The organism is Roseovarius spongiae (assembly GCF_003651245.1).
GTDB lineage: Bacteria > Pseudomonadota > Alphaproteobacteria > Rhodobacterales > Rhodobacteraceae > Roseovarius > Roseovarius spongiae.
Window position 1 is genome coordinate 185,553 of sequence record NZ_RAPE01000002.1, and the last position, 26,888, is coordinate 212,440.

27 protein-coding genes are annotated in these 26,888 nt (G+C 67.3%); 9 read left to right on the forward strand and 18 right to left on the reverse strand.

Annotated elements, in window-relative coordinates; genetic code table 11:
• Positions 1 to 127: 127 nt before the first annotated feature.
• From D6850_RS07640 to D6850_RS07685, 10 genes are all read right to left on the reverse strand, one after another.
• Positions 128 to 1,165, reverse strand: a complete 1,038-nt coding sequence (locus D6850_RS07640) for a glycosyltransferase family 2 protein (RefSeq protein WP_121165521.1) — start codon at positions 1,163 to 1,165, stop codon at positions 128 to 130.
• Positions 1,162 to 1,887 carry a class I SAM-dependent methyltransferase gene (locus tag D6850_RS07645; protein ID WP_121165523.1) on the reverse strand — a complete coding sequence of 242 codons (726 nt, stop codon included), beginning with the start codon at positions 1,885 to 1,887 and terminating at the stop codon, positions 1,162 to 1,164. Before D6850_RS07645 ends, D6850_RS07640 begins: the two co-directional genes overlap by 4 nt.
• Positions 1,877 to 2,947, reverse strand: coding sequence for a hypothetical protein (locus D6850_RS07650; protein WP_121165525.1), 1,071 nt, complete (start codon positions 2,945 to 2,947; stop codon positions 1,877 to 1,879). Before D6850_RS07650 ends, D6850_RS07645 begins: the two co-directional genes overlap by 11 nt.
• Positions 2,940 to 4,121: a glycosyltransferase gene (locus D6850_RS07655; RefSeq protein ID WP_121165527.1), complete on the reverse strand. Its 1,182-nt coding sequence runs from the start codon at positions 4,119 to 4,121 to the stop codon at positions 2,940 to 2,942. Before D6850_RS07655 ends, D6850_RS07650 begins: the two co-directional genes overlap by 8 nt.
• On the reverse strand, positions 4,118 to 5,038 hold the full coding sequence (locus D6850_RS07660; protein WP_121165529.1) for a polysaccharide deacetylase family protein: 921 nt from the start codon (positions 5,036 to 5,038) through the stop codon (positions 4,118 to 4,120). Before D6850_RS07660 ends, D6850_RS07655 begins: the two co-directional genes overlap by 4 nt.
• Before the next feature lie 9 nt (positions 5,039 to 5,047).
• Positions 5,048 to 6,418, reverse strand: a complete 1,371-nt coding sequence (locus D6850_RS07665; RefSeq protein WP_147438875.1) for an exopolysaccharide biosynthesis polyprenyl glycosylphosphotransferase — start codon at positions 6,416 to 6,418, stop codon at positions 5,048 to 5,050.
• A gap of 214 nt (positions 6,419 to 6,632) precedes the next feature.
• Positions 6,633 to 7,742, reverse strand: a complete 1,110-nt coding sequence (locus D6850_RS07670; RefSeq protein WP_121165533.1) for an alginate O-acetyltransferase AlgX-related protein — start codon at positions 7,740 to 7,742, stop codon at positions 6,633 to 6,635.
• Positions 7,742 to 9,283, reverse strand: a complete 1,542-nt coding sequence (locus D6850_RS07675) for an MBOAT family O-acyltransferase (protein ID WP_121165535.1) — start codon at positions 9,281 to 9,283, stop codon at positions 7,742 to 7,744. Before D6850_RS07675 ends, D6850_RS07670 begins: the two co-directional genes overlap by 1 nt.
• Positions 9,284 to 10,909 (reverse strand): O-antigen ligase family protein, encoded by a 1,626-nt coding sequence (locus D6850_RS07680; RefSeq protein ID WP_121165537.1) that lies wholly within the window; start codon positions 10,907 to 10,909, stop codon positions 9,284 to 9,286.
• A 49-nt stretch (positions 10,910 to 10,958) separates the two neighbouring features.
• Positions 10,959 to 12,074 carry a GumC domain-containing protein gene (locus tag D6850_RS07685; protein ID WP_166434018.1) on the reverse strand — a complete coding sequence of 372 codons (1,116 nt, stop codon included), beginning with the start codon at positions 12,072 to 12,074 and terminating at the stop codon, positions 10,959 to 10,961.
• Positions 12,075 to 12,261: 187 nt separating this feature from the next.
• Here D6850_RS07685 and D6850_RS07690 point away from each other — a divergent pair, with 187 nt between their 5' ends.
• The 3 genes from D6850_RS07690 to D6850_RS07700 all read left to right on the forward strand — a co-directional run bounded on the left by D6850_RS07690 (position 12,262) and on the right by D6850_RS07700 (position 15,467).
• The gene (locus D6850_RS07690) at positions 12,262 to 13,503 is read left to right on the forward strand and encodes a polysaccharide biosynthesis/export family protein (protein WP_121165541.1); all 1,242 of its coding nucleotides are present in this window, start codon (positions 12,262 to 12,264) and stop codon (positions 13,501 to 13,503) included.
• On the forward strand, positions 13,487 to 14,392 hold the full coding sequence (locus D6850_RS07695; protein WP_121165543.1) for an XrtA system polysaccharide deacetylase: 906 nt from the start codon (positions 13,487 to 13,489) through the stop codon (positions 14,390 to 14,392). The genes D6850_RS07690 and D6850_RS07695 overlap by 17 nt, the downstream gene beginning before the upstream one ends.
• Before the next feature lie 73 nt (positions 14,393 to 14,465).
• Positions 14,466 to 15,467, forward strand: a complete 1,002-nt coding sequence (locus tag D6850_RS07700) for a hypothetical protein (RefSeq protein WP_121165545.1) — start codon at positions 14,466 to 14,468, stop codon at positions 15,465 to 15,467.
• 46 nt (positions 15,468 to 15,513) lie between these two features.
• Here D6850_RS07700 and galE read toward each other — a convergent pair whose 3' ends face one another.
• Positions 15,514 to 16,527 (reverse strand): UDP-glucose 4-epimerase GalE, encoded by a 1,014-nt coding sequence (gene galE / locus D6850_RS07705; protein WP_121165547.1) that lies wholly within the window; start codon positions 16,525 to 16,527, stop codon positions 15,514 to 15,516.
• Positions 16,528 to 16,672: 145 nt separating this feature from the next.
• On the opposite strand from galE, the gene D6850_RS07710 reads away from it, so the two are divergent.
• Positions 16,673 to 17,620: a class I SAM-dependent methyltransferase gene (locus D6850_RS07710; RefSeq protein ID WP_166434019.1), complete on the forward strand. Its 948-nt coding sequence runs from the start codon at positions 16,673 to 16,675 to the stop codon at positions 17,618 to 17,620.
• Here the strand turns inward: D6850_RS07710 and D6850_RS07715 are convergent.
• The gene (locus D6850_RS07715) at positions 17,606 to 18,328 is read right to left on the reverse strand and encodes a class I SAM-dependent methyltransferase (protein ID WP_166434020.1); all 723 of its coding nucleotides are present in this window, start codon (positions 18,326 to 18,328) and stop codon (positions 17,606 to 17,608) included. The genes D6850_RS07710 and D6850_RS07715 overlap by 15 nt on opposite strands.
• 248 nt (positions 18,329 to 18,576) lie before the next feature.
• Between D6850_RS07715 and D6850_RS07720 the strand changes: the two genes are divergently transcribed.
• Positions 18,577 to 20,376 carry a calcium-binding protein gene (locus D6850_RS07720; RefSeq protein ID WP_121165553.1) on the forward strand — a complete coding sequence of 600 codons (1,800 nt, stop codon included), beginning with the start codon at positions 18,577 to 18,579 and terminating at the stop codon, positions 20,374 to 20,376.
• Between the two features lie 12 nt (positions 20,377 to 20,388).
• Here the strand turns inward: D6850_RS07720 and D6850_RS07725 are convergent, their stop codons facing one another.
• From D6850_RS07725 to D6850_RS19895, 3 genes are read right to left on the reverse strand one after another with little or no spacing between them, the layout of a single operon-like run.
• Positions 20,389 to 20,847: a redoxin domain-containing protein gene (locus tag D6850_RS07725; protein WP_245964131.1), complete on the reverse strand. Its 459-nt coding sequence runs from the start codon at positions 20,845 to 20,847 to the stop codon at positions 20,389 to 20,391.
• 56 nt (positions 20,848 to 20,903) lie between these two features.
• Complete coding sequence (locus D6850_RS19890; RefSeq protein ID WP_342769529.1) at positions 20,904 to 21,224, reverse strand: hypothetical protein; 321 nt, start codon at positions 21,222 to 21,224, stop codon at positions 20,904 to 20,906.
• A gap of 3 nt (positions 21,225 to 21,227) precedes the next feature.
• Complete coding sequence (locus D6850_RS19895) at positions 21,228 to 21,653, reverse strand: hypothetical protein (protein WP_342769530.1); 426 nt, start codon at positions 21,651 to 21,653, stop codon at positions 21,228 to 21,230.
• Between the two features lie 87 nt (positions 21,654 to 21,740).
• Here D6850_RS19895 and D6850_RS07735 point away from each other — a divergent pair, with 87 nt between their 5' ends.
• Both D6850_RS07735 and mgtE read left to right on the forward strand, forming a co-directional pair.
• Positions 21,741 to 22,283, forward strand: a complete 543-nt coding sequence (locus D6850_RS07735) for a MarR family winged helix-turn-helix transcriptional regulator (protein ID WP_121165557.1) — start codon at positions 21,741 to 21,743, stop codon at positions 22,281 to 22,283.
• A 91-nt stretch (positions 22,284 to 22,374) separates the two neighbouring features.
• Positions 22,375 to 23,718 (forward strand): magnesium transporter, encoded by a 1,344-nt coding sequence (gene mgtE / locus D6850_RS07740; RefSeq protein WP_121165559.1) that lies wholly within the window; start codon positions 22,375 to 22,377, stop codon positions 23,716 to 23,718.
• 15 nt (positions 23,719 to 23,733) lie between these two features.
• On the opposite strand, the gene D6850_RS07745 is transcribed toward mgtE, so the two are convergent.
• From D6850_RS07745 to D6850_RS07755, 3 genes are all read right to left on the reverse strand, one after another.
• Complete coding sequence (locus D6850_RS07745; RefSeq protein ID WP_121165561.1) at positions 23,734 to 24,591, reverse strand: universal stress protein; 858 nt, start codon at positions 24,589 to 24,591, stop codon at positions 23,734 to 23,736.
• Positions 24,592 to 24,648: 57 nt separating this feature from the next.
• Complete coding sequence (locus D6850_RS07750; RefSeq protein WP_121165563.1) at positions 24,649 to 24,918, reverse strand: hypothetical protein; 270 nt, start codon at positions 24,916 to 24,918, stop codon at positions 24,649 to 24,651.
• 74 nt (positions 24,919 to 24,992) lie between these two features.
• Positions 24,993 to 25,283, reverse strand: coding sequence for a DUF1127 domain-containing protein (locus D6850_RS07755; RefSeq protein WP_121165565.1), 291 nt, complete (start codon positions 25,281 to 25,283; stop codon positions 24,993 to 24,995).
• A gap of 557 nt (positions 25,284 to 25,840) precedes the next feature.
• Here D6850_RS07755 and D6850_RS07760 point away from each other — a divergent pair.
• Both D6850_RS07760 and rnk read left to right on the forward strand, forming a co-directional pair.
• Complete coding sequence (locus tag D6850_RS07760) at positions 25,841 to 26,284, forward strand: GreA/GreB family elongation factor (RefSeq protein WP_121165567.1); 444 nt, start codon at positions 25,841 to 25,843, stop codon at positions 26,282 to 26,284.
• A gap of 91 nt (positions 26,285 to 26,375) precedes the next feature.
• Positions 26,376 to 26,822: a nucleoside diphosphate kinase regulator gene (gene rnk, locus D6850_RS07765; RefSeq protein WP_121165569.1), complete on the forward strand. Its 447-nt coding sequence runs from the start codon at positions 26,376 to 26,378 to the stop codon at positions 26,820 to 26,822.
• Positions 26,823 to 26,888: the final 66 nt, after the last annotated feature.

A 26,888-nucleotide genomic window follows, 5' to 3' on the forward strand; every position in this document is an offset into this window, starting at 1 on the left:
CGGTTGCCTTCTCGGCAACTCAGGGTTCGCTTACTGGAAACTTCCAAATTCGCCACTGCGCTCTACCTCGTGCCTTCGTATTCTTGTTATTTCACCGATTGCTTGATGCAATCTTAATGCGGACAGACTACACCGGGTTCCGGTTTTTCGCCAGAGCAGTTTGCCCTCGGTCCCCGCGGATGTTGCGATTGAACGCCATGCTTTGCTGGATGCTGCGCAGAAACGCGCCAGAGCCGCGGCGGCGCAAATTGCGCATATCGCGCCGTTTTCGCAGGCTTTCGGGCGCCTGTCGCAGCGCCGCTCCCAGCCCCCGCAGCACGGCCGCGCGGTTCCGCGACAGCCAGCGGGGCGCAATCGGCAGGAAGGACAGCAGCAGCGCGCCGACATGCACCCCGAGGGTCGTCACGATCCAGACCGGCAGCAGCGGCAGCGGCAGGTTTTTCAACGTCACCTGGTAGGTGTTGCACACGGTCTGGCGGATCGTGAAGGCCGACGCGCTCCCACCCGAGGTGGCGCTACCGATGTGATACACCCGCGCGCCCGGAACGAAGACGCAGTCATGGCCCGCAAAGAGCGCGCGCAGCCCGAGATCGACATCCTCCATGTAGGCGAAGAAATCCTCATCGAAGGCGCCGATCTCGTCCAGCAGCTCGCGGCGATAGACCGAGGCGGCGCCACAGGGCGTCTGGATCGGAACCGGACGCTCGCCGAGTTCGCCCGCCCTCTGCCCCGCGCCGACCTTGCGCGACAGGCCCAGGGGGTTGAACCAGTCCCCCAGCGAGTCGATCACCTCGCGATCCGCGAAGTCCATCAGTTGCGACGCGGCAAGCCCGATGCCGGGCGCGGCCTCCATCGCGGCGACCAGCGTCGCGAGCCATTCGGGATCCGTCTCGACATCGTTGTTGAGCGCCACCAGCAGATCGCCGCGCGCCGCTTCGAAGCCGAGATTCATGCCGCCGGCGAAGCCGAGATTCTCCGCGCTCTCCACGATCTCGACCTCGGGGTAGTCGCGCCGCATCAGCGCGACCGATCCGTCCGTCGAACCGTTGTCGACCACGTAAACGCGGAAATCCCCGTAGCTCTGCCGCCGGAGGCTGTTCAGGCAGGTCGGCAACCAGCGTTCCCCGTTCCAGTTCGGGATGACGACCGAGACATGCTCGCTCATCGTTCGCCGCCCTTGGCGCGGGCCAGGAAGGCGTAGTTGTTGGAGGCGCGGAACAGCGCCCAGAGCGTGCGATGAAAGGTCTGCACCGCCCTGCTGCCGGCGTGGTGGGTGGGCCGCCAGTCGATTATGTCAAAGCCGCCTTCCTGCATGAACCGGCGCACCCGGCGGGGATCGTAGCGGCGGAACCGGTCGGATTTGCCCAGGGCGCGCCACAGCCAGCGCGTCCGCGCATTGACGAAATCGATATAGAGCAGCCCGCCGGGCGCTATCACCGGGGCCAGTTTCGTCACCACCGCCTCGAGATCGAGGGCGGGTTCGTAAAGGATGTCGTGGAGGATCACGAGATCGAAGGGCGGCCCGTCGAAATCGGCGGTGAGGATGTCGGCCTGCCGAAAGCTGGTCGTCGCCAAGCGCCCCTCTTGCGCGAGGAGCGAATGGAACGGCGCGAATTCCGGGGTGTAATCCAGCGCGAGGATATCCTGATCCTGCAGGGCGGCGACGAATATCTCGGTGGCGAAGGGGCCGCTGCCCACGTTCAGCACGCGCCGCCGCCGCGGCCCCTGGGCATGCGCCGCAAGCATCGCCGCCAGCGTCGCCAACCGCTGCGGCCCCGAGAAGAACTGCGCGAATTCGGTGAAACCTTCGGGAAGGTTGGCTTCCAGGATTTCCCGGTAGCGCGGCAGGAAATCAAGATTGGTGAGGCCCACGGGGTCAGACGACATCCATGTCCCCCCAGGCGAAGGACCAGTTGCCGCCGATCAGGGCGTCTTTGCCGGCGTCGGTGTAGGCGGTTGCGATCATGCGGAACGGCTTGGGGTTGAGCCGCTCGGGCACGCGCAGGAACCCCGTTCGCCGCAGCGCGGCCGCGGTCGGGCCCGCGGAGAGCGCCTGCGTGGCGAGAAGCGCAACCCCGTCGCGCCGCGCGCGCCCGGCGGCTGCGCGCAGGAGACGGGCCGCGGTCCCCGGCGCGTCATGGGCGACGGCGAGGTCGCAGACCAGTTCGGCGGAGGTGTCCATGATCTCGCGCTTGCTGGTCACGATATACCCGTCAAGCGCCCCGTCGCGCTCGGCCGCCAGGATGCGGTAGCGGTAGACCGGGTTCTGCCGGTAGCGCCAGTCAAGCGTGCGGGCGTCGCGGCAGAACCGCAGCCGTCCGTCCGCGCAGAGCCGGGACCACAGCGCGTCGAACCGCTCGTCGCACCGGTCGATCTCCGCGATCCCCGCCTCGCGCGAAATGCCGATGCCGCGCAGGCGGCCATAGCCCGCCGCCGCCGTCAGCGCCACGCGGCGGGCCAGGGAGGGGGCGCCGTCCGCCGTCCCGCGCCATGGCGAAATCGGCCGTATGTAGAGCGCGGGCGCGAGGACCGGTTCGTAGCGGACCCGCTTGGAAACCAGCATCCGGTGCGAGTTGTCGTTGGGATAGTTCAGATTGGCGTCAAACCCCTGTTTCTCTGCTTCCTGGACGTGTCGCTGGAGGATCCTGACGCCGGCCCGCCCTGAAAGCACGCCCGACACATCGGGGTCGACCATGAAATCCAGCCCGTGCGCGATGCGGAACCTGCGCCCGTCCATCACGGCCTCGCGCGCGCAGATGCCGGCGAAACCGATCGTCGCGCCGTCCTTTTCATAGATGACGCCCGTCCCGGTTCCGGCGGGGCTGTCGCGGAACAGCCACTTGAAATAGGCGGGGTCGGTATGCGGGTGATCCGCCCCCCAGACGCGCGCGCGCAGCCCGAGCACGGCGGCGTCGTCCTCACCGGGCACGAAGACGCGGTCAGCCATGTTGCAGCTCCTGTGCGGCGCGGGGCGAAAGCAGGCTGGCGTAGAGCGCCTCGGTTCGCTCCACCATCGCGGCCTGCGAGAATTGCGCGATCAGCCGCGCGCGGCCGGCCTTTCCCGCGGCGCGCATTGCCTCGGGATCGTCGAGATAGGCGGCAATCGCCGCGGCGAAGCCGGCGGAATCCCCCGGCGCGACGAGTGCGCCGGTCACGCCGTCGCGCACGAGTTCGGGGATGCCGCCGACCCGCGTGGCCACGATGGGCAGGCGCGCGGCCATCGCCTCGAGCAGCGAGATCGGCAGCCCCTCGGACACCGAGGGCAGTACGAAGATGTCAGCCGCCTTCAGCAGGGCCGGCACGTCGGTGCGCTCACCCGCGAAGATCACCCGGTCGGCGACCCCGCGCGCCGCCGCCTGCGCGGCAAGCGGCCCGCGCAGTTCGCCGTCGCCGACGAGCATCAGCCGCGCCTCGGGGCAGCGTTCGCGCAGCAGGGCCATCGCGTCGATCGCGGTATCGAGCCCCTTGAACCAGACCAGCCGCGCGACCGACAGGATCAGCGGTGCGCCGGCGGGCAGGTCGGCGGCCTCGGGCGCGGCCGCGGCCAGCCTCTCGTCGAACGGGGCGAGACGGATGCCGTTGCGGATCACGTGCAGGCGCGCCCGCGGGATCAGCCGCGCGCGCGCGGCGATGTCGGCCACGGTTTGCGACACCGTCACGGTGGCGTCGATGCCGATGGTGGCGATGATGCGATCATAGACCCAGAAGACCAGCTTCTTCCAGCGCGCGGGCATGGCGATGAAGCCGAGGTTGTGCGCGGTGTTCACCACCCGCAACCCCGGCGTCGACACGCCGATCAGCGCGCCGAGCAGCGCCGCCTTGGACATATGCGTGTGCAGGATGTCGAAATCGCTCCCGCGCAGCAGGCGGCGCAGCGCGAGGAACGTGCGGATGTCCGAGAAGAGCCCCGGCATCCGGCGCATCGAAAGCAGGATCACGTCGGCGCCCCGCGCGCGGGCCTCGGCGTCATGCGCGGGGTGGATGTGATCGCAGATCAGCGTCACGTGGATATCGTCGGAAAAGCCGTCGATCAGCGACATCACGTGATCGGGCACGCCCCCGATATCCATCCGCGTGACAAGCATCGCGACACGGATGCGGGGGCGGGCGGCCGGGGTCATCGCTGCGTCGCCCGGCGTTGACCGGCAAGCGCGCTGGCCGCGTCATGCCCGATGCGCATCAGGCGGCGGTAGATGGGCGTGTCGCGCACGCCCAGCCAGTCGAACATGCCGGCCAGCTTCAGGCGAAAGATCAGGTCGGTGTCAGAGACCGACACCTCGGTGCGGCAAAGCGAGTTCAGCGGCGCGCCGGGCGGGTTGCGTCCCGAGCGCGTCGTGAAGCCGAGGGCGTAGCCGCTCCTGGCCGCGGCGGCGGCCACGCGCCCATCGACGTCGCCGCCCGGATAGGCGATCGCATCCCCGCCCGTCCCGAACCGAGCCTCCAGCCCTTGCCGCGATTCGTGCAGCTCGCGCGTCAGGGCGCCGTCGTCGAGGTCGGTCAGCATCGGGTGAGTGCAACTGTGCGAGCCGATCTCGTGCCCGCGCGCCAGCCAGTCGCGCAGCTGCGACTCGTCCATGAAATCGCCGAGCCCCTCGGGGTCGGCCATCGGCCAGCGGCGATTGTCGGCGCCGATCATGTCCAGCACCGGAAAGACCACGGCGGTAAAGCCGTGCCGCGCGAGGATCGGCGCGGCTTCTGTCAGGTTGTCTGCATAGCCGTCATCGAAGGTTATCAGCACGGCCTTCCGATCGAGCGGCGCGTCGCCCCGCAGCATGGCCTCGGCCTCGGCCAGTTTCAGGCTGCGCCAGCCCTTGCGCGCCAGCCACGCCATCTGGCGTTCGAACGCGGGTGTGGGCACGCTGATCTCGCGCGAAACGAGGCCGAGCGCGCGGAACGGATGGCGGTTGACGCGGTGGTAGAACAGCACCCGCAGCCCCGGCGGGTGGCGCAACACCAGCCCCACCGGCGCAAGCAGGTGTTTCAGCCCCACCTTGAGCGCAATGCGGGCGCGCGAGACCAGAAGAGCTTGTGCGGTCATCCGGCGATCCTAGCGCGAGCCTTCGGCCAGCAGCACGACCCGGACGGTCTGGGCAACGATGGCGAGGTCGAGCCAGATCGTCCAGTTCTTGATGTAGTAGAAGTCAAAGCGCGTCTTCCAGCGCGCATCCTCCAGCGAGGAGCCGTAGGAATAGCTGATCTGCGCCCAGCCGGTCAGGCCGGGGCGCACCACGTGGCGCCCCTCGTAGCCGGGGATGTCGCGCGCCAGTTGCTCGACGAATTCGGGGCGTTCCGGACGCGGACCGACCAGCGCCATGTCGCCCTTGAGCACGTTGAAAAGTTGCGGGATCTCATCGATCCGCGACTTGCGCAGGAACTCTCCGATCCGGGTGACGCGGCAGTCGCCGACGCTGGCCCATCGCGCGCCGTCGGTCTCTGCGTTCTCGATCATCGAGCGGAACTTCAGCACCGAGAAATGCCGCCCGTTCTTGCCCACGCGGGTCTGGCGGTAGAAGACCGATCCGCCGTCGTCGAGCTTGATCGCGATCATCGTCAGCACGATCACCGGCAGCACCAGCAACACGCCGAACCCCGCGATCAGCGTCTCCAGCACGCGCTTGACCCAGAAAAATCGATAGTTGGTCCCGCTGAGCGAGGGCAGGGCGGGCGGGCCGCCCGTCTCCTGTTCGATCCACCTGCCATAACGCTCGAAGAGCGCGATGCTCGGCGCGGTCTGCGGGGAGATGCGGCCCAGCTTGCAGCCGGGCAGCTTTTCGACCAGCAGATCGAGATCGGCCGAACCCATCTCGACGTAGATCTCGTCATACTCGGCCGAATCGCGGAGCGATTGCAGCATCTTCGGCATCTCGTCGCGCCCCGCGGCGCAATCCATCGGGTGATGCGCTACGACGACGAACTCGCTTGGGGTGATGCTGTCGGTAATCTGCTGGACATGCTGGGCCAGCGCCGGCGATCCCACCAGCGCCAGCCGGCGTTTGGACGCGAAGTTCCGGCAGTAGAAACACACGATCGGCCGCGTCAGCCCCATCAGGGCGAACAGCCCGAAATGCGCCGCGGAGATGCGCACGAAACTGGTGCGGTTCCCCATGATCAGGTTGTCGAGCACCAGCCACAACACCAGCGACATGCCCGCCGCGATGGTGATGTTCTGGATCAGCGCGCGACCACGCATGTAGCGCCGCTGGTATAGCCCCATCGCGAAGAGGCAGAGCATGATCAGCGCGACGTGGAACAGCATCGTCCCGACATGGCCGACAAGCGTGGGCGCCCACGGCCCGGCGGCACGGCGGCCGGTCTCTGCGGCGATCAGCAGCAAACTCGAGTAGCAGAGCGCAAGCGTTGCATCGGAAACGAAAAGGATCCTCGCTCCCCGAGGGATGTAGACAGAGGCGATATTCAAAGCAGTTTCCTCGACAGAATTTATAAATCAGACCTGACAAAGCGAGAAATTGTCGGGACGCGAACCGATCAAAAGACAAAGACGACAAGTGAAAAACAGATACGTTTTTAACAGAAAAACCAGCCTTCGGTCAACTTAAAACGTCGTGCGGTTCAGGCGCGGCTGCTTGAAAACACTCAATGATTCGAGCCGAGACATTGGAAACAGACTGTTTTCAACGCCCGGCGAGCCGATCGAGAATCGTCCCCGCCACGATCTCCTGGCCCGTCGCGCTCCAATGGGTGTCGTTGGGCAGGTAGACGTCGCGCACCCCCTCTTGCACGGCGGCGTGGAGCGGCGTGTAAAGGTCGATGTAGCGCCCGGACAGCGTGCCCGGCAGCGCCCCGAGGAAATCCGTGGCCTTCGCAGGCAGCGTGGCGGCGGTCCAGTCGGCATAGATCGTGCGCTTGTCCGGCGCGACGGTGACGAAGACCTGCGCGCGCCCCCGCGCCGCGCGAATCGTTTCCCGCAGGGCGCAGATCGTGGCCTCGGCGGCGCTCTCGCCGGTCCAGGGCGCGATGGCGTCGGCGGTGTGGCGGGTGGCGTCGCTGCGGTAGATCAGCAGGCGGTCGGCGCGGCGGCTGGAAAACAGATCGTCGCGCGTCAGCGGCAGGTCGAGCGTCTTCGCCCCGGCGACGAGACGCAGCCGGATCGCCAGCGCGCCCCAGGACATCAGTTCGTCGAAATTGTCGAAGCGGTCGCGCTGCCGCCATTTCCGGTGCGCCGCCTTTACCGGCGCCATCGGGATCGTCTCCGCCGGCGCGAGCGGGGCGCAGTCCGGGTCGCCGAACAGCGGCTTGGCGCGGCGAAACACCGTGCGCTCGCCCATCTCGATGATGACGGCGACGGGCGGATTCTGGGCAAACTGCTCGGACTGGAAATACGCGCGGATTTCCGCCAGGCCGACGATATCGACCAGCGTCACGGGGTGGCCGGTCCGCTCATGCAGGATGTTGAGCCAGCTGATGTTGCCCGGCTGCGGCGCCGAGAAGGAATCGCCGAAAACCACGATGCCCGGCCCGCCCCCGTTGGACATGAGCGCGTCCTGTCCCAGCGGGGTGAATTGGTTCTCGACATAGCCCGTCGCCTCGCCGCGCCAGCCGTGATCGCGCTCGGACAGGCCACTGATCCGTGTGAGATCCCCCACCGGCGGCCCGAGCCGCCAGCCGGTCGCCGCGACGACAACCCCGGCCACCGCCATGAACAGCGCCAGCGCGGCCAGGTAGCGCCGGGCGTTGCGCTCCTGTCGCGGGGTCGGACGGTATGGGGTGGGCGGCTCCTGCATCAGAACTGGAAGTAGAGGAATTCGCTGATCGTGCTGGCGAAGACCAGCGCAAGACAGAAGGTCGCGGCGCTGGCGGCAAAGGCGGCGGCGCCGGGACGCCACGGGATGCGCGCGGCGGGCGGATCGCCCGGCATGGGCGAGGCGGCCACGAGGAAGATCCGGTTGGTGTTCGGCATGGTGAAGATGATGAGGAGGCCCGCCACCGTCATCGGCGCGCCGACGCGCGCCCAGTCGCCGATCGGCACATGCGCCGGCCCGTGGAAATCGGCGCCCGCCGCGCGCAGCAAGTCGGCCATCCCGCCCATATACGCGGCCCAGGCGGCTGGCAGGCTCAGCCCGTCGAACCCGAGCGCGCCCGCCATCATCACGCCCATGCCCTCAAGCGACACCGGCCGGAACAGCGTCCACGAAAAGGTGAGCGCCGCAAACGTCAGGAAGATCGCGACCGGCGCGGGCAGCCAGTCGCGCCCCTCCCGCCCGAGCGCCAGGCGCAACCGCGCGGTGACGTAGTTCCAGCACATGAATACGCCCATCATCCCCCCCCAGAGCACGAAGCCCCAGCCCGCGCCGTGCCAGAGCCCGCTGATCAGCATCACCGCCATCAGGTTCGCCAGCGTCCGCGTCAGCCCGCCCGAATTCGCGCCGAGCGGCTTGTAGACATAGGCGCGCATGAAGCGGCCCAGCGTGATGTGCCAGCGCCGCCAGAACTCGATCACGGAGCGCGACCGGTAGGGGCTGTCGAAATTGATCGGCAGCCGGATGCCGAACATCAGCCCCAGCCCGATCGCCATGTCGCAATAACCCGAGAAGTCGAAGTAGAGCTGCACGCTGAAACCGGTCAGCGCCGCCCAGGTCTCGACGAAGGTCACGCTCTGGCCGGCGTCTGCGGCGGCGAAGACGGCGCTGACATAGGGCGCGATGTTGTCGGCGATCACCAGCTTCTTGAACAGCCCCGCGATGAACAGGCTGAGCCCTGCCGCCACGCTCGTCCAGACCGTGCCGCGCGCGCGGTCGAACTGCGGCATCATCTCGGAGTGGTGGACGATGGGGCCGGCGATGAGCTGGGGAAAGAAGGACACGAACAGCGTGTAGTGCAGCAGCGAATAGCGCGGCGCCTCCCGTGTGCGGATGTCCACGAGATAGGTGATCTGCTGGAAGGTGAAGAAGGAAATGCCGATCGGCAGCAGGACGTGATACCCGATCAGCGCCGTGCCGCTCACGCTTTCCGCGATTGCCGAAAAGAAGTTCATGTATTTGAAGAACCCCAGCAGCCCGAGGTTGAAGACGACCCCGGCCCAGAGCCACGCCCGCTGCGCGGCGTCCGGGGCGCTCGCGTGCATGCGCCCGGCGATGAGGTGGTTGACCCCGATCGACAGCAGCAAAAGCGGCACAAAGCGGATGTCCCAGTAGCCGTAGAAGAACAGCGAGGCCGTCACCAGCACCAGCGGCCCGGCGTCCTTAGCCAGCGGTCGCAGCCAGCAATACGCGATCCAGACGACCGGCAGGAACAGGAAGAAGAAGCTGTAGGAATTGAAGAGCATTCAGCCGGTCCCGTCTGCCGGGCGGGGTCGCGGGTATCGCGGACTGCGGGTGCTGACAAAGGGCGCAAGGACCGCCGGCGATGGGTGCGGGTGATCCGGCAGGCGCCGCGACAGCACGCCGATCGACGCGATATAGACGCCGAAGAACAGGATCGAGATGGTGTAGCCGATGATGTTGGCCACCGTCATGCCGCTCAGCAGGAACGCAAGCGTCGCTCCCGCCGAGGTCAGCGCCAGAAGCCGGATGCGCGGATCGCCAAGCCGCATGACCTTGCGGAAAATGTAAGCGTAGACCCCGAGCAGCAGGAAGAACGCGCCGAGACCCAGAAGCCCGGTTTCCGCGGCGAGCGAGACGTAGATGTTCTCGACCGTGGTCACGCTCTCGATGTGTCGCCAGGGATATTCATACATCGGCCCGATCTGATGGTCGTGGATGGATTGCGCGTGGTAATTGGGGTACGAACCGTAACCGATGCCCCGGATCGGATTCTCGAGGAAGGTGATGATGCCGTTCTCCCACAGCCGAAAGCGCAGCGTCACGTTCCTGCTGCCCGAGACGCGCTCGGTCAGTTGATCGGCGATGAAGGGCCACGCGACGATCAGCGCCAGCACCGCCAGTCCCAACCCGACCAGCAGCCACGGCCGCACCCGCCGCTCGTGGATGGCGAGGAACAGCAGCACGAGCACGAGCGCCAGCGTCGGACCGCGCGAGAAGGAGACGACGAAGCCCGCCATGATGATCAGCCCCGCGACGCCGTAGATCAACCTCTGCCCCGGCGTGGTGGCGGTGACGAATTTCAGCACCGGGTAGGGCATCGCCATCACCATGAAGGCGGAGTATTCCAGCGGCTGGGTGAAGAAGCTGTAAACCCGGTAGATCGCGCCGCCGATATAGGGGGGCGACTTGTCGCTGTTGGCCAGCAGCCAGAGAAAGAAATCCTCCTCGATGGTGACCCGCGGCGCCAGGGCGGTGGCGATGAAATTGTCACGCGTGATGAATTCGTGGACGCCCAGCATGCCGGACAGGACCGCCGCGATCAGGATGGCGGTATGGACGCGCTCGAGCTGGCCGGGCGTCCGGATGGTCGAGAGCAGGATGAAGAACAGGAATGTCGGAATCACCCAGGTCTTGACCAGCATGCTGACCGAGCCGCCGTAGACATGCTCGTTGCCGGGCAGCGTCAGGACAAGCGCCGCGCCATAAAGCAGCAGCGCGGTGGAGAGAAACCGTTCGTAGCGCCCCGTGCGAACCCGGGTCGGGTGCAGGAATTGCCGGAACAGCAGGACGCCGCTCAGCCCCGCGATCAGCAGCAGGGGCGGCGGCAGGCTGGGCAGGCCCGGTATCGGCAGCCGGATATAGACCGGCACGGTCACCTGCGCGAAGATGATCGCGCAGAGCGTGCCGACGGGATGGTGCAGGCTCATGCGCATGAAAAACACGCAGCCGACCAGCGCGACGACGAGAATGCCGATCTTGACCGGATCGACAAGGGTCAGGGCCATCCCCAAGAGCCCCGAAACCCCGAGCAGCAAAGCGGCGAGCACCCAGCCTGAGAGGCCGGCGAATCCCGGCCCCAGGATCGGGTTGCCGCCGCGCCCGGCCAAGGAGGCGCCGCCGTCAGTCATCGCCGCTCCTCCGCGTTGTCGCTTCCCGGCTCATCCGCCTCCGGTTCCGCTATTCGGCCGCCCGGACCCGTTCGGTCAGCGGGTATGGCTTGACCTCCTTCCGGCCGTAGAGGCCTCGCACCTGCGCGATCCATTCGGTCACAAGCACCACGATCGTGGCGAGGAACAGCGAGAAGAAGAACCCGATCAGCACCAGCGCGAGCCGACCCGGCTTGAGCGGGTGGTAGATCGCGCTGGGCGGGTCGATCAGCTGCGCGATCACGCTGGTGTCGCGCTCGAAGAAGGTCTGCCGGTCGGCGGCGACCTGGCGATAGATGCGGAAGGATTCCGACAGCAGCGCCACCTGGCGGCTGAGGGCGTTGTATTCGGGTTCCAGCGCCATCAGTTCCTCCAGCCGCTCCTCGTCGGCGCGCAGCCGCTGGACCGAGATGCGCCCCAGAAGGGTCTGCCGTTCCGTTTCGAAATCCGCGATATCATGCTGGCGCAGGAAGTCCGTGCGCGCCTGTTCGGCGGCCCTGAGTTCGGCGCTGAGCTCCTCCGCCCGGGCGCTGTAGAGCATCGCGCCCTCGATGTTCTCGCGCAGCGCCTCGACCCGTTTCTGGTAGAGCGCGACAAGCTCGTTGATGACCACCGGCGGAACTTCGGGATTCTTCGAGGTAAAGCCGATCTCGATCACCATCGCCTTGCGGACCGGGAAAATGTCGAGGTTCTTCTCGATCATCGAGATGCGGTTGAAGCGCTCATTCTCGGGTTCGATCAGCCGGGCCTTGCGCAGCATGCCCTTGACAAATTCCCACGCGCCCATCAGCGGCTTGACGATGAGCCGCACGTACCACTTGTTCGAGGGCTCGGAGACGAAGACCCATTCGGGCAGGGTGTCCACCAGTTCCTCGGTGATCTCGCGGGTCTGCATGAATTCGACCTGCGATGAGAGCACCTCTTCGGGTTGCAGGATCGCGGCGACCTGGCGCTCTTCGGAATGCGTGCTGTTGATGCGCGGCGTCTGGAGCGTGATGAACAGCTTCGCGTTTGATTCGAACTTCTGCGGCTTGACATAGGCGCCGCCGACCGCGCCGAGGAAGACAACGATGAAGATCAGGAAGAAAAGCGCCTTGCGCCGCGCGATTGTCGACGCAAAGCGAACGATCAACTCGTTGAAGTCCATACTGTGTCTCCCAAGAAGAAAATGCATCGAACCCGGGGGGCGAAAAACTGCGGCGTTCAGAGACTCTGCGGGCGAATAATGTCCGGATTCGAAAGAAAATTACGGCTGGATTGCTTGTTGTGCAAGAAATCCTAATGTGCTAACTTCAGTTTTGCAATTTGTTACTTGATTATCAAGGACAAACAATTTGATCGATCGTTCTTTCCCTCCCGGTGCGGGGCATCGCCCGGCGCGTTCGTTCGCGCTGGCTGTCCTGGTCTGGATCTGCCTTCTTGGGCGCGTCGGCCCGACCGCCGCGCAAGCTACGGCTGCGCAGGATTACGCGCTCGCGCCCGAGGACGTTTTGCAGATAACCATCCTCGAACGCGAAGAGGCCAACGGCGCCTACAAGGTGGGCGTCGACGGGATGATCTCGGTGCCTGGGATCGGCGCGCTGCGCGCCGCCGGAGAAACGCCGCGGTCGTTCGAGGAGAAGCTGACCGCGCTGGCCGCCGAGGTCGTGGTGTCGCCCTCGGTCGCGGTCCAGATGCTGGAATACCGCCCCGTCTACGTCCTGGGCGACGTGCGCGAACCGGACAAATACGCCTTTGCGCCGGGGCTGACCGTCATGCAGGCCGTGGCGCTGGCGCGCGGGCTGGGCCGGCCGATGACCGGGGACGCCTTTACCCGCAACGTCGTCAACCTGCGCGCAGAGCAGGCGATCGAGGAGGGGATCGTCGAACTCGCCGGCGCGCGCGTGCGCCTTGCGCGCCTTCGGGCCGAGGCCGCCGAGGCCGACAGTTTCGCCTACACGCCCGAGCCGGGCCGCTATCCGCTACCCCCCGACATCGACCGGATCATTGCCGGCGAAGAGGCGCTGTTCGAGACGGCAAAGCAGGCCTTCGCGCGCAAGCTGTCGCAGATGCAGGCCACGCTCGAGGCGCGGCGCACGGAAACCGAAAGCTACGCGAAACAGATCGAGTCGCAGAACGAACTGCTCAAGACGATCACCGCGGAGCTCGAAGAGGTGCGCGACCTCCATGAGCGCGGCATCGTGCCGGTCAACCGTCTGAACACGCTGGCGCGCACGCGGATCATCACCCGCAGCCAGGTGCTCCAGACCAAAAGCCTGCAACGCCAGGCGGCGGTGGACGAACGTCAGAACGAACAGGAGCTGGTCGCCCTTGTCGAGGATCGGAAGGTGGCGCTCGCCAGCCAGGTCCAGAACATGGCCGAGACGATTACCCGGCTCGAGGCGCGGCTCGACGGTGAATACGCCCTTCTCGACGGGTCGGACACGGGCGGGCGGTCGGCCGAGGACGACAGCTACTCCTTCGAGATTTACCGCGATGGCGAACGGGTCGATGGGACCGTGACGATGACCGCGGAGGTCCGGCCGGGCGACACGCTGGTCGTCATCCGGAACAAGGTCCATGACCGCGTCAACTGAGCGCGCCCCGACGCAGGTCGTCAACGCCATGTCGATCGACGTTGAGGATTACTACCACGCGCACGCGCTCGAATCCTTCTACACCCGCGACGGCTGGCCCGCGCTCGAACGGCGGGTGCGGCGCAATACGGCCGTGATTCTCGACCTGCTGGACGAACACGAGACGCGCGCCACCTTCTTCACCCTCGGCTCCGTCGCGATCGAGGCGCCGGACCTTGTCCGCGAGATCGTGCAGCGCGGGCATGAACTGGCCAGTCACGGGCTCGAGCATTACCGCGCGTCCGAGCAGACGCCCGCGGCCTTCCTCGCCGACGTGACGACCGCCAAGCGCGCGCTCGAGGACGCCGCCGGGGTCGAGGTGCATGGCTACCGGGCGGCGTCGTTCTCGATCGGGTTCCGGAACTGGTGGGCCTTCGACGCGCTGGAGGAGGCGGGATATTCCTACAGTTCCTCGCTGAGCGCGGGGCACCGTGACGGGGCGGGGCTGGACGTCGGGTCCGGGCCGTTCCGGCCCGGCTCGGGGCGGCTGGTCGAATACCCGATCACCACGGGGCGGTTCTTCGGCCGGCATGTGCCGACCGGCGGAGGGTTCTTCCGTTTGCTGCCCCGGTCGTTCTTTCACCACAGCCTGCGCCGCCTCAACGCGAGGGGAAAGCCGGCGATCTTCTATCTGCACCCGTGGGAATTCGACCCCGATCAGCCGCGCGCGGCTGTCGGCGTGGCGGCGCGGTTTCGCCACCACGTGAACATTCCCGGCGTGCCGCGCAAGTTTTGCGATATACTGAAGGCGTTTCGCTGGGCGCCGATGGTGGAGGCCTTCGGCGAACCCGCCGATGTCAAGCCCGGCCGCAGGCAGGACGCCGCGCCATTGGCGGATGCGGCGGAGTGATGGCGACAGCCATGAGCGGGCGGTCGCCAGCGGCCATCGCTGGCCGGCCCATTCCGAAGGAGGGACGAACTGCATGATCCGAACGCGCCTTGCCGCCCTGCTGCTTGGCCTTGCCGTGGCGCTCGCAGCGCCCGGACCGGCCCGCGCCGCGGACTTCGTCGCGGCGGGCGTGCCGAAGAACATCGCGGCGTCGCGCGATTACGGCGCGATCTTCCGGCATCTGCGCGACAACGGGATCGACATGTTCTTTCCGACCTTCCAGTACCAGGAGGTGCCCGCGCCGCGTTCCTTCGGGTTCGAAAGCGATTTCACCCCGCCCTGCAGCGGCAACGCCCCCGCCTTCGCCGCGCTGCGCGCCTCCGGCGTGCGGCTGGTCATGCCCGCGGAGCTGCTCTATCCCGATCCGGGCCGCATCAACCGCGTAAGCGTCGCCGCCGATCCGCTGACGCAGCTGATCGCCTGCGCGGGGCGCGCCAACATCGGCGCCGTCACCAACTACGACGAGGCGGCCATGCATGGCATTCCGGAATCCGCGGCGCAGGCGCTTTACAACCGGGTCAAGCAGATCGACCCGTCCTTGCCCGTGCTGATGGTCCACGGCCCGATCGTCATCGACAAGCCGCAATTCTCAAGCGACGCAAAGGTGCAGGGCTATCTGCAAAAGGTCGTGCGCTATTCGCGCCATGCGGACGCGGTGGGCTTTGACGTCTATCCGGTCCCGTCGCCGATCGCCAAGATCGCAACGCCCGGCAGCAAGCGCGCGGTCGTGTCGCCCGAGCAGGCGATCGCGGGCTATGCGGGCTTTCTCAAGGCCAACTTCCCGCAGAAGGACACGCTTCTCGTGTTGCAGGGCTTTGCCTATACCGATCTCTACGAACGCGGCTTTCTCGAGGCCAACGTGCCGGCGGCTATGCGCGCGATGATCCCGGCGCCGTCGCGGTCGCAGATCGACATGATGGTGGGGCAGGCGGTCTCTTCGGGGGTGGACTACATCATCTGGTGGGGGCAGGCCGCGCTGAAATCCACCAATGCCGCGCCTTGGCCGGATATCCTGCGCGCCGCGCGCAGACGCTGAGGCCGAATCCCGTCCACCAGGGCAGGCTGCGGCGGGCAGTCCGGCTTCAACCCGCCGGGGCGGCTTCCGGACCCGGCAAACCGTCGCGCAGCCGGCATTCCCAACGATAGGCGCTGCCGATCATCACGGCCAGGTCGTCATGCCTGGGCTGCCAATCCAGCAGTTCGCGCAGCCGCCTGCTGTCGGCCACGACCGAGGCCGCGTCGCCCGGCCGCCGCGGCGCTTGGGTCACCTTGAAATCGATTCCGCTCAGCCGCTTGGTTTCAGCGATCACCTCGCGCACCGACGCGCCGCGCCCGTAGCCGCAGTTGAGCGTCACGCTCTCGCCGCCCGCGCGGAAATGATCGAGCAGCAGCGCATGCGCATCCACGAGGTCCGACACATGAACGTAGTCGCGCACCCCGGTGCCGTCAGGGGTGGGGTAGTCGGCGCCGAATATCTCGACGCGGTCCCGCTGCCCCAGCGCGGCCTGGCAGGCGACCTTGATCAGGTGCGTGGCGTCGGGCTTGCAATGGCCGGTGCGCAGGTCGGGGTCGGCGCCGGCCACGTTGAAGTAACGCAACACGCCCGCCCTGAGGCCGGCGCTGGCCGCGACGTCGGCCAGCATCCGCTCGGTCATCAGCTTGGAGGCGCCGTAGGGCGATGGCGGCGCGAGCGGGGCGTCCTCGCTCACCGGGGCGTCGCCCTCCACGCCATAGACGGCGGCGGTGGAGGAAAAGATGAACCGTTCGACTCCGTGGGCGATGCAGGCCTCGATCAGGTTGCGCGACGCGCAGGTGTTGTTGCGGTAGTATTTCAGCGGGTCGGCCACCGATTCAGGCACGATGATCGAGCCGGCGAAATGCAGCGCCTCGCTCACGTCGTGCTCCTTTAGGCAGGCCGCGACGCAGGCGGTGTCCCCCACGTCCCCCCGGATGAGCGGAACATCCCCGGGCAGAAGCCGCGCGTCGCCGGTGGACAGGTCGTCGAGCACGACCACCGCCTCACCCGCGTCGCGCAGGCGCAGGACCATGTGACTGCCGATATAGCCGGCCCCGCCGGTAACGAGAATTCTTCCCATGAAATCCGCTTTGATCCATAATTTCTGTCAAACCTGGCCTAATCGGGCCAGTTTCCGGCAACGGCGCATTGCAAAACGACCCGCAGCCGTTCACTATCTTTTCATATTTTCTTGCGCCTTGCATAGTCACAAACATTTGGCCCGGATGCATCCACCTGACATCGACCCGCGCGGCGGCCCCGACATGCCGCCGGTCCTGAGCGGTACGCACCTTCAGATTCTCTCCGTTCTCGCGACCGAGATCGCGTTGATGGAGACGCCGCCGACGCCGTTCCGCATCCTCGATATCGGATGCGGGGACGGGCTTCTTATCGATTATCTGGGCCATGCGCTTCCCATCCTCTTCCCGAACCTTGAGGTCGAGATCCACGGCTTCGACGTCAGCGACCACGGCGTGCAGCCGCAGGGCTATTTCGCCGCCACCATCGCGCATCTCGAGCAATCGCTGCCCGGCGCCGACTGGCCGGCGCGGCTCAAGCTGATCTCGGAGCGCGAGGCCTGGCCCTACGAGGACGGATTCTTTGCGGCGGCGGTGTCGAACCAGGTGCTGGAGCATGTCCACGATCACGACCTCTTCTTCGCGCAGAACGCGCGGGTGCTGGCCTGCGGCGGCGTGGCCGTGCATGTGTTTCCCTCGCGCCATACGCTGATCGAGCCGCATCTGCGGATACCCTTCGCGCACCGTTTCCGCGACGCCCACGGCATGCGCCGGATGATCCGGCTCTGGTCGTCGCTGAACAGGGGCAAGTTCCGGGAACACAAGCGGAAGAACCCGCGCCTCACCCCCGACGAGTTCGCAGCCGCGCACGCCGATTTCCTGATCCGCTACACCAATTTCCGGTTTCAGACCGCCTATCTCGACGCCGCCAAGGCGCATCGCCTGCACGGCACGTTCAAATACACGGCGGCCTACTTCGTTGAAAAGCTGCGCCTGATGCGGGGCGGCGCGCCGCGCTACCGGGTGGAGGGCGCCGGCGGAGTTCGCCATGGCCTTGTGTCGTGGCTCGGACGCTACGTCGCCAGCGTGACCCTGGTGCTGACCCGGACCGACCGCTACGATCGCTACAACCGCGAAATGTCAGGCGACGAGTGAGGGCTCGGCGGATCTCGGCCGCGCCAGCGCCAGCACCGAGCACCCGCCCAGCAGCCGCACCGCGAAATCGGGGAACAGCGCGCCGCCGATGGCGCGCGGCCCCTCGATCAGCCGCTTGAGAACCGAACGGCGCGCCTTCGCGGTCTTGTAGACCGGCGTATAGCGCCAATCGACCACCTCGTAGCCGGCATGTTCCAGCGTCAACAGCGCGCTTGATTTCGAGAAGTAGTGCAGGTGTCCCGCCTGCGCGCGGCTCTTGGTCTGGTGATCCATCATCACGTGCAGCATGTTCATGTCGAGCGGGATGTGGAACATGAAATGCCGTCCGTGGCCGCGCAGGGATTCGAGAAAGCCGAGATAGTCGGGGACATGCTCGAACACGTCCATCAGCAGCACGAGGTCAAAGGTCTCATGCGCGTCGGCCAGGAAATCCGCCGTCTCGAAGTGCAGTTGCGGCGATTCGTGGCTCTTGGCGAGCGCGATGGCGGCGGGCGCCACGTCAAAGCCGAACATCCGCGCCTCGGGCGGAAGATGCGGCGCCAGCGTCTTGAGCACGCGCCCGGCGCCGCAGCCGACATCCGCGACCGTCGCCAGCGGAATGTCGTGGTCTTGCAGCATTCCGGCGATCTGCTCGGCCTTCCACGCCCCGTCCTCGTCATGCCAGTCGGGGTTGGTTTCCAGGTAGTCCCCAGTCTCGTACATCGTCATCATGAGCGTCCCAAGAATGCATTATAAAGAAAACAGTACGCGACCATATCATGAAAGGCGCCTCTTTCCCTAGCGGCATCTGTTGGGCGGGCGCCCTCGCGTCAAGGTTGACCCCGGAGATGGAGCGCATGTATGGCGCGAAAATCCCGAAGATGCCCCGCCGCCGCCATCATGCGGCGCGGGAAAGGCCGCAATCATGTGGTCCTGCTTCGGTGACGATCTGCTCTTGCACCTGAACGGGACACTCGATGGATATCGGAACTGCCGGTCTGCCCATAGACCTCGCGTCGACACGGGACTACGGCCATATTTTCTCGACCCTGGCCGCGGCCGGGATCGACACCTTCTTTCCCACCAGCGTCTACCAGGAATTCCCCGTGAAAAAGGGGCTGGGATACGAGGCGGACTTCGTGCCGCCGCCCTATGGGTCGGCCAGCTCGGACATCTATGACCTCGCCCGCGAACATGGGATCAAAATCGCGTTCAGCGCCGACCTGCTGTTCCCGCTGGGCCAGCGGATCGATCCCGACGACAATCCGCTCAAGGCGATCATCGACGCCGGCGGCGGCGACGTGATCCATTCGATCGCCAATTACGACGAGGCCGCGATGCGCGGGATCGACCCGTCCTGGTCGCAGCAGGTCTATGACTACGTGAAGTCGCTGCCGGCCGACATCCCGGTGATGCAGCTCCACGCCAGCGTCGGCGATGGCGATCCGGCCGCCTATCTCGACGCCGTGCGCGCCCATGCCGCGTTCGCGGATTCGGTGGGCTTCAACATCTACCCCATCGGCGATGCGGTATCGGGCGCGCGCACGCCCTATACGCCCGACCGGCTGCTCGCCCCGGCCGAGGCGCTTGGCGATTACGTGGACTGGCTTCAGGCCGAATTCCCGGACAAGCGGCATACGATGGTGATGCAGGGGTTCGAGCTCGCCGATATCTACGGGGATGCGGCGGCCGCATGGTTCGACGAGCACATGGCCGGCGCGTCGCGCGCCCCGACGATGATGGAGCTGCGCGAGATGCTGATCGCGGTGCAGGAGGTCGATTCGGTCTTCTGGTGGGGGCCGAGCCTGATTGACCATGCCGCGAACCCGATCTGGCAGGATATCCTCACGGTGGCGGACATGGCGCGCTCGGGGAATTTGAACACCGCGCTCGGCGCGCTCACCGACAGCGACGCGGACCGCAACGTGCTGGCCGAGGACGCCGAGGCGGGGGCGTATACCGGCGTGACGCTGTTCGCCCCGGACCCGGACGCGCTGGACAGCGTGACGTATACCGTCGACGACGAGCGGTTCGAGGTGACGGACGGCGCGCGCCTGACCGTCGCCGAGGGCGCGAAACTCGACTTCGAGACCGAAGCCAGCATCACGCTCGAGGCGACGGCGCGCTCGACCGACGGCACGGTGAGCAGAATGGAGCTCACGCTCGAGGTGACCGACGTGATCGACCGCCTGATCGGCACCGACGCGGCCGACCGGCTGACCGGCGGCGAAGGCGTCGACGTTATCGAAGGGCACGCGGGCGACGACGCCATCGTCGGGCGGGAAGGCGCCGACACGATCGACGGCGGCGCGGGTTCGGACTGGGTATATGGCGGCGAGGGCGCCGATGTCATCGACGGCGGGACGGGTGCGGATATCCTGATCGGCGACAGTGGCGACGACACCATCCGGGGCGGTGGCGGTGACGACATCATCGTCGGGGGAACGGGTGACGATCTGCTTGAGGGCAATGACGGTTTCGACCAGATCTTCGCCGAGGGCGGCGCGGACACGCTGATCGGCGGGCGCGGCGGCGACATGCTGATGGCCGGCTACGGCGCCGACACGTTCGAGTTCCGCGTCGGGGACGGCGCGGATCATGTCTTTGATTTCGACGTCTCGCAGGATTCGCTTCGCTTCACCGGCGGCCTGACGCGCGCGGATCTCGATATCGGCAGCTACGCCAGCGCCACGATGATCGGGTATGAAGGCGGGCTGATCCTGCTCCACGACATTCACGCGGGGATGGTGGACGATCTCGACTTCGTCTTCGGCTAGGAACGCGCGGCTCTATTCGGCGGCGCAGAGCGTGGCGATCTCGGCGCCCAACTGCATTTCGGACACCTGTCCGAAGTGATGCGCGCGCAGCCTGCCGGCCTGATCGATGAGCAGCAGGCTCGGCGTGCCGCGCATCCGGTAGGCGGCCATCGTCGCCGGCATGCCATTGTCCCCCGGCGCGTCAACGCCCACGGGAAAGCTGATGCGGAATTCGTGCAGGAACGCGGCAAGCGACACCGGCGTCATCGCATCGTGATGCTCGAACACCGTGTGCAGGCCGACGACCGCCACCTGTTCGCGCGAAAACGTCTTCTGGACCGCTTGCGCGAGGGGGACGCCATGCAGGATGCAGCCCGGGCAGAGCATCTGGAACGCCTCGATCACGACCACCTTACCGCGCAGATCCGCAAGTTTGAGGTCGCGTTCGGTGTTGAACCATTGCGAGACGCTGAGTTCGGGGGCCTGCGTCACCTGCTGTCCTCCTTTTGCCGCGCCGAAGCCGCGCCAGACGGCGCGGCCCGCCGGGTTCATCTCACGACCCCCGGCAGCGAAAGGTCGCCCGAGGCTACATCAAACACATCCGTCACGCAAAGCAACGGCGCGTGAATGTTGGCGTTCACCCGCAGCGCCGCCGTCACCCCGTCATAGGCCGCGCCCGCCAGGTCCACGTCGCTGGCGAACCCGACCGTCACGCTGATTTCCGGCCCGTCGAACAGCGGCGTGAAACCCGGACTGTCGAGGAACACCGGGAAACCCGGCCAGGTCGCGGGCAGTTTCGGCGTCTCGCCCTCGGGGATGTCGCGCACGGCGAGCGCGCCTTCCCCGCAGGCCTCGGTCGGGGTCAGCACGACTTAGTGACTGTGCCAGATCAGCCCGTCATTGGCCGGATCGCCGTCGAGGTTCTCGTCGACCAGCGGCGTGTCGTCGAAGTCCGGGTGGCTGGTGGCCGCAAGCGCGAGGATGCCGCTTTCGCCCTCGAACCCCACCGCGGCGGGGTCGAGCGATGTCGGCCACACGTAGGAATGGACCGGCGCGCCGCCGAGGGCGCCGGCCGGCTCGGGCGTATCCGCCCCGGCTGCGCCGCGCATCGTCATGTGGAAGGTCACACGGTTGGCCGCGCGGTGCGCGTGGGCGGCGAGGATGTCGAAGGAGGCGGCGACCGCGCCGCTCTCGGACGACAGCACCGCCCCGTCCTGGTGGATCGCGTGATCGCCATCGGCGAGCGCGGCCGGGGCGAGGCCCGACAGCGCGAGGATCGAAAGAATATGTCTAGACATAATGGGCTCCCTTTTGGTTGTGAACTCGCTTATAGTAGCGAGTCGATATTATTGCAACAATGATTTCGAGTCGCTATAAGATGCGTCATGCAGGACGCCGAACAGATACGCTCTCTCATCAACCGGCTGGCGCGGCTGGACGCGGCGGGGAACTGGGGCGGGGCGCTCAACCCGGCGCAGCGCGCCGCACTCGAGTACCTCGCGCGGGCCAACCGTTTTTCCCGCTCGCCCTCCCATGTCGCGGATTATCTCGGCGCCACGCGGGGCACGACGTCACAGACGCTGAAGGCGCTGATGCGCAAGGGGTTCGTGGACGAACAACGCCTGGCGACCGATCGCCGCTCGATCAGCTACCGGGTGACGGAGGCGGGTCGGGAAATCGTCGGCGCCCGATCGCTGTTGTCCGACGCGCTGGCGGACCTGCCCGAGGCCGATCTCGCGCTCATCGCGGCCGCCATGCGCGGCCTGCTGGGCGCGGCCATCCGCAGGAACGGCGCAAAACCCTTCGGCGTCTGCCAGACCTGCCGGCATTTCCGGCGGCGCGGGGCCGGGGGGTACTGCGCGCTCATGGATGTTGCGCTGGACAGCGACGAGACGGACCAGCTATGCCATGAGCACGCGCCCGCCTAAGGACCGCGCCAGGCCCTGAACCGAAACGAAAGCCCGTTGGCGGCCCCGCCCGACATCGGCGGTCCGGGGCGTTCGACGCAAGGAATTCGCCATGACAGAGACCGATACGCTTCCCAACCGGGCTGGTCCGGCGCCCGACGCCCCGCCGCGGGACGTGGCCGATTTCATCGAGACCGCGCATCACGCCGACCTGGCGCGCTGGCTCAAGGATCTGCCGCGCACGCAGGTATGGCGACATCTTGCCGGGCTCGGGCCCGAGCGGCGCGTGCGGGTGTTCACGAACATGGATCTCGACAGCCAGGCCGAGCTGGCGCGCGACATGGCGCCCGCCGATCTTGCCGCGTTGGTCTCGGGGATGGGGGGCGACGATCGCGTCGACCTCTACAACCGGCTGACGCCCGAGGAGCAGGCGCAATTGCTGCGGGATCTGCCCGCCGAGGACCGCGCCGACATCAGCCGGCTCGCCGCGCATGCCGAGGGCACGGCCGGCGCGATCATGACCTCGGGTTACGCCACGCTTGGCGCGGAGATGACCGTGCGCGAGGCCATCGCCGCCCTGCGGGTCGCGGCGCCGGCAAGCGAGACGATCTATCGCTCATACATCCTTGACGACGCCGCGCGGCTGATCGGGTCGATCCGGCTGCACGAGCTGATCCTCGCGGACGAGGCGACGCCGGTCGCCGCGATCATGGACCGCCACCCGGTCTCGGTCAGCGTCGATACCGACCAGGAGGAAACCGCGCGAATGATCGCGCATTACGACCTGCTGGCGCTGCCGGTGGTGGACGCCGGCGGGCGGCTGGTCGGGATCGTCACCCATGATGACGCCGCCGACGCGATGGATGCCGAGACGACCGAGGATTTCCAGCGCATCTCGACCGTTCTGCCCTTCAAGCACAACATGCGCGAGGCGGGGATCGGCGTGCTTTATTCGCGGCGGATCGTCTGGCTGGCGCTGTTGGTCTTTGGCAATCTCTTCTCCGGGGCAGGCATCGCCTATTTCGAGGAAACGATCCTCGCCTACGTGTCGCTGGTGTTCTTCCTGCCGCTCTTGATCGACAGCAGCGGCAACGCCGGGTCGCAGTCGGCGACGCTGATGGTGCGCGCGCTGGCGACGGGGGACGTGGTGCTGAAGGACTGGGGCGCCCTCATCGGGCGCGAACTGCTGGTCGCGGCGTTATTGGGGGCGACGATGGCGATCGTTGTCCTGCCGGTCGGGATCGCGCGCGGCGGAGCGGATGTGGCCTGGGTGGTCGGGCTTACGATGTTCCTGGTGGTGATCGTGGGCAGCCTCGTGGGCATGTCGCTGCCATTCCTGCTGAGCCGTCTGCGGCTTGACCCCGCAACGGCGAGCGGGCCGTTGGTCACGACGATATCGGACGCGGTGGGGGTGATCGTCTACTTCTCGATCGCGACGCTGGTGCTGAGCCTCTGAAGGCGCGCCCGGCGCTCAGTGCCGGAAGATCAGCACGTCGCAGGCCGCGTCGCGCAGCAGCCGCCGCGTCACGCTGCCGATGAAGGCGCGCCGGATGAGCCCCGCGCGCCCGGGGCCAAGCACGATGAGATCGGCCCGCGAACTGCGTGTCGCGCGCGCCAGCGCCAAGGCCGGGTCGCCGTGCAGCACCCGCGTCGTGACCGTGCGCGGCGCCTCGGCGACAAGCGCGCCGAGATGCTCCGCGGCCGCGCGGGCGAGCGCGTCGCGATGCGCGTCCAGCGTCGCCTGGCTGGCGCCGATCCGCAGCATCGCCTCGCTCAGTTGCGGGGTGATCTGCACCGCCTGGATGATGTGAATGTCGGTGTCGGGCAGCAGCGCGGCGGTAAACGACAGCGCGGCGGCGGCGGCGTCGCTTCCGTCGGTCGCAAGCAGCGCGCGCACGTAGCCGCGCACCACCGGGCGCCTGGTGATCAGCACCGGCGCGCCCGCCGCCGCGACCACCCGATCCGTGGTGGAGCCAAGGATGCGGTCGGTGATCCGCTCGCGCTGATGCGCGCGCATGACGACGAGGTCGGGGCGGGTTTCCTCGCACATCCCGATCAGGCGCAGCGCGGGCGATCCGGTTTCGATGCAGATCTCCGCGCTCGCGCCGAGCCGCCTCAGCGCATCGTTGATGCGGTCGCGCGCGGCGATGGCGGCCTGCCCGATCAGCGTGTCCGCGCGCTCGAGGTCCGATTCATCGCCGGGAAGGTCGACCACATGAGCGACGCGCAGCGCCGCGCCATGCGCGGCGGCGATCCGGGCGGCGCGCGCAAGCACCGTTTCGTCCTGGGGGAAACGGTCCACCGCGGCGAGGATCCTGGTGATCGTCATGCCTTCATCCTCGGGATCGCGGCGCCGGGGTCAAGCCCCGAACGCGGCGGTCGCGCGTCAATCGCGCGCGCCCTGGAACCCGAACGCCGAGAGCATCGTCCCGGCCGACATCATCGGCAGGGCCGCCATGGCGAGACCCACGCGCGCCGGATCGGCGAAGCCGTAGGCCGCGGGCGCCGGACGTCCGACATGGTCATCGTGCGGGGCCGGGGCGGGGGGCGTGGCGCCGCCATCGTCCTCCCAGCGCGCGATGTGGGCATCGTCGCGCCTGCCGGGCGCAAAGGTTTCGGGAAACAGCTCTTGGAAATCGGCGGTGCAGATCATCATCTTGTTTGTCCTCCTGGTGTGATGTCGCGGGGCAATGGGCCGCGCCGCGCCTGCGGGCGGGCGCGGCCCAGGCTTCAGGCGGAAGCCGGCTGGCAAGCGGGCGTTCGATCCGCCCTGGGCGGCGCCAGCGGGGTCATCCGAAGCTCGCGCTCGTCGAAGGTCCTGACCGCGCGGGGGATATCCGCGCGGATCAGCCCGATATCGCGCAGCATCCTGTCGTCCAGCGCGTTGAGCGCCGCGGTCATCCTGCGCTGCCGCCAGCGCCGGGTCGCGGCGCGCAACCAGCGGCGGAGCGCGCCGCTGCCCCCGGCGTCCTGGCTGGCCGGCTGTGCGAAGTGGTTTCGGTGTTTCAAGGTGGACTGCATGTGAACCCCCGTTATCGAATGTGAGAGTGCCGAGCGCACACCGCCGCCGCGCCCCTTGCGGGCGGCGCGCGTGCGTCAACGTGGTGATGAAGGGAACGAGATCGCTGATACCCCCGGCGCGGGCGCAGCCGAAACGGACGGCGCCGCCCGGGGATTACAGGCGGTTCAGTAGCTTTCCTGCGCCGGGCAGGAACCTCTTGTGAAAGCTGAACGTCGTCATGCCCTTGATATGGGGTTCGCGCGGCGGCCTTTCAATCCGCGCGGCGCGGCCCGGCGCTCCATGGGCGCCAATGCGCCCGGAATGGGCCTTTTATGCCATTGCGGCGCGCGATCGGCGCCGCTCGGGGGCGTGACGATTGACAGGCATGAGGGGCGACCCTAGATTTGATGACATGATGACGCATGCAGATCATTTCCGGTTCCTTCTGCTGAACCGCCCGTTTCCCCGGGCGGTCTAGGCGCGAGCGCGCCCGTCACGCTTCCCGGGGTTTCCTGCCAGTCCCGACCATCACCTTGCAGACATGAACAAGCGGCGCCGCGGCGCCCGAGGAGCAGCCATGCACAGCAGCGATCCCTTCCGTTCGATACCCCAGGACATCAGCGCCGGGCCGCGGATGCGCCCGATGCGTTCGGTCGCGCTGCCCGACGAGGACCGTCGTCAGCTCAGGCGGCACCTGCGGCAGGTGGACGCCTCGGGGCGGACGTTCCTGGGCCATGTCCTGCGCCACAAGGTCGAGAGCTCGGCCCCGGACGAGGATGAAACGCCCCGCGACGTGGTGACGGGCGCATCCTGCGTGACCTACGCCATCGATGACGGCCCGGCGCAGACCGGCCTGCTGAACCATCGCGCGCGCCCCGGCGCCGCCAGCGGGGTGATCCCCGTCTGCTCGCTTCTCGGAGCGGCGCTGATCGGCATGCGCAAGGGCCAGAGCGCGCCGCTGCTGTGCGAGGACGGCGCGATCGTCACCCTGACCGTGCTGGACGTCGATCAGCCCACCTGACGCCGCGCAACGCCCCGCGCCATTCCCCGGCCGCCCCAACCGGCCAGTATTCGATTTCATTTCTTATGCCCACCCGAGGAGACGCCCCAAAATGACGATCCCGATGACCGACCCCGTGAAGAAGCCCGGCGCCAAGGCGCCGAAGATCGTGATCAACGAGGATGATCTCGACCATATCGAGGCGCTGGCCGAGGGCGCGATGCAGCGCAACCCCGCGCTGGCCGACCGCCTGCTGGTGGAGCTGGGCCGCGCGCGTATCGTCAAGGCCGACAAGATGCCCGGCAATGTCGTGTCGATCGGCAACCGCGTGACCTACCGCGACGAGCGGACGGGCCAGGAGAAGACGGTGACGCTGGTCTACCCGGAGAAGGCCGACATCTCGCGCCAGCGGGTTTCGGTGATGACCCCGATCGGCGTGGCCCTTCTGGGGCTGGCCGAGGGGGCCGAGTTCCAGTGGGACACCCGCGACGACCAGAACCGCCTTCTGACCGTGGTCCGCGTCGAGGCGGCGCTGCCCGCCGGCGACGAGGGCGACTGAGCGTGCGGGGGGCAAGGACCCCGAACTCCGCCCGTCCCACCGGCCCGCAGGAGACGCCGCCCGTGA

What these genes read in the sequence shown, in the direction of transcription:
- D6850_RS07735 (WP_121165557.1), top strand. Translation starts at nt 21,741, where the DNA reads ATGCAGGACGCCGAACAGATACGCTCTCTCATCAACCGGCTGGCGCGG.
- D6850_RS07675 (WP_121165535.1), bottom strand. Translation starts at nt 9,283, where the DNA reads ATGCTCTTCAATTCCTACAGCTTCTTCTTCCTGTTCCTGCCGGTCGTC.
- D6850_RS07640 (WP_121165521.1), bottom strand. Translation starts at nt 1,165, where the DNA reads ATGAGCGAGCATGTCTCGGTCGTCATCCCGAACTGGAACGGGGAACGC.
- D6850_RS07695 (WP_121165543.1), top strand. Translation starts at nt 13,487, where the DNA reads ATGACCGCGTCAACTGAGCGCGCCCCGACGCAGGTCGTCAACGCCATG.
- D6850_RS07685 (WP_166434018.1), bottom strand. Translation starts at nt 12,074, where the DNA reads ATGGACTTCAACGAGTTGATCGTTCGCTTTGCGTCGACAATCGCGCGG.
- D6850_RS07655 (WP_121165527.1), bottom strand. Translation starts at nt 4,121, where the DNA reads ATGACCCCGGCCGCCCGCCCCCGCATCCGTGTCGCGATGCTTGTCACG.
- D6850_RS07745 (WP_121165561.1), bottom strand. Translation starts at nt 24,591, where the DNA reads ATGACGATCACCAGGATCCTCGCCGCGGTGGACCGTTTCCCCCAGGAC.
- rnk (WP_121165569.1), top strand. Translation starts at nt 26,376, where the DNA reads ATGACGATCCCGATGACCGACCCCGTGAAGAAGCCCGGCGCCAAGGCG.
- D6850_RS07750 (WP_121165563.1), bottom strand. Translation starts at nt 24,918, where the DNA reads ATGATGATCTGCACCGCCGATTTCCAAGAGCTGTTTCCCGAAACCTTT.
- galE (WP_121165547.1), bottom strand. Translation starts at nt 16,527, where the DNA reads ATGGGAAGAATTCTCGTTACCGGCGGGGCCGGCTATATCGGCAGTCAC.
- D6850_RS07680 (WP_121165537.1), bottom strand. Translation starts at nt 10,909, where the DNA reads ATGACTGACGGCGGCGCCTCCTTGGCCGGGCGCGGCGGCAACCCGATC.
- D6850_RS07660 (WP_121165529.1), bottom strand. Translation starts at nt 5,038, where the DNA reads ATGACCGCACAAGCTCTTCTGGTCTCGCGCGCCCGCATTGCGCTCAAG.
- D6850_RS19895 (WP_342769530.1), bottom strand. Translation starts at nt 21,653, where the DNA reads ATGTCTAGACATATTCTTTCGATCCTCGCGCTGTCGGGCCTCGCCCCG.
- D6850_RS07700 (WP_121165545.1), top strand. Translation starts at nt 14,466, where the DNA reads ATGATCCGAACGCGCCTTGCCGCCCTGCTGCTTGGCCTTGCCGTGGCG.
- D6850_RS07650 (WP_121165525.1), bottom strand. Translation starts at nt 2,947, where the DNA reads ATGGCTGACCGCGTCTTCGTGCCCGGTGAGGACGACGCCGCCGTGCTC.
- D6850_RS07760 (WP_121165567.1), top strand. Translation starts at nt 25,841, where the DNA reads ATGCACAGCAGCGATCCCTTCCGTTCGATACCCCAGGACATCAGCGCC.
- D6850_RS07720 (WP_121165553.1), top strand. Translation starts at nt 18,577, where the DNA reads ATGGATATCGGAACTGCCGGTCTGCCCATAGACCTCGCGTCGACACGG.
- mgtE (WP_121165559.1), top strand. Translation starts at nt 22,375, where the DNA reads ATGACAGAGACCGATACGCTTCCCAACCGGGCTGGTCCGGCGCCCGAC.
- D6850_RS07715 (WP_166434020.1), bottom strand. Translation starts at nt 18,328, where the DNA reads ATGACGATGTACGAGACTGGGGACTACCTGGAAACCAACCCCGACTGG.
- D6850_RS07645 (WP_121165523.1), bottom strand. Translation starts at nt 1,887, where the DNA reads ATGTCGTCTGACCCCGTGGGCCTCACCAATCTTGATTTCCTGCCGCGC.
- D6850_RS07710 (WP_166434019.1), top strand. Translation starts at nt 16,673, where the DNA reads ATGCATCCACCTGACATCGACCCGCGCGGCGGCCCCGACATGCCGCCG.
- D6850_RS07670 (WP_121165533.1), bottom strand. Translation starts at nt 7,742, where the DNA reads ATGCAGGAGCCGCCCACCCCATACCGTCCGACCCCGCGACAGGAGCGC.
- D6850_RS07755 (WP_121165565.1), bottom strand. Translation starts at nt 25,283, where the DNA reads ATGCAGTCCACCTTGAAACACCGAAACCACTTCGCACAGCCGGCCAGC.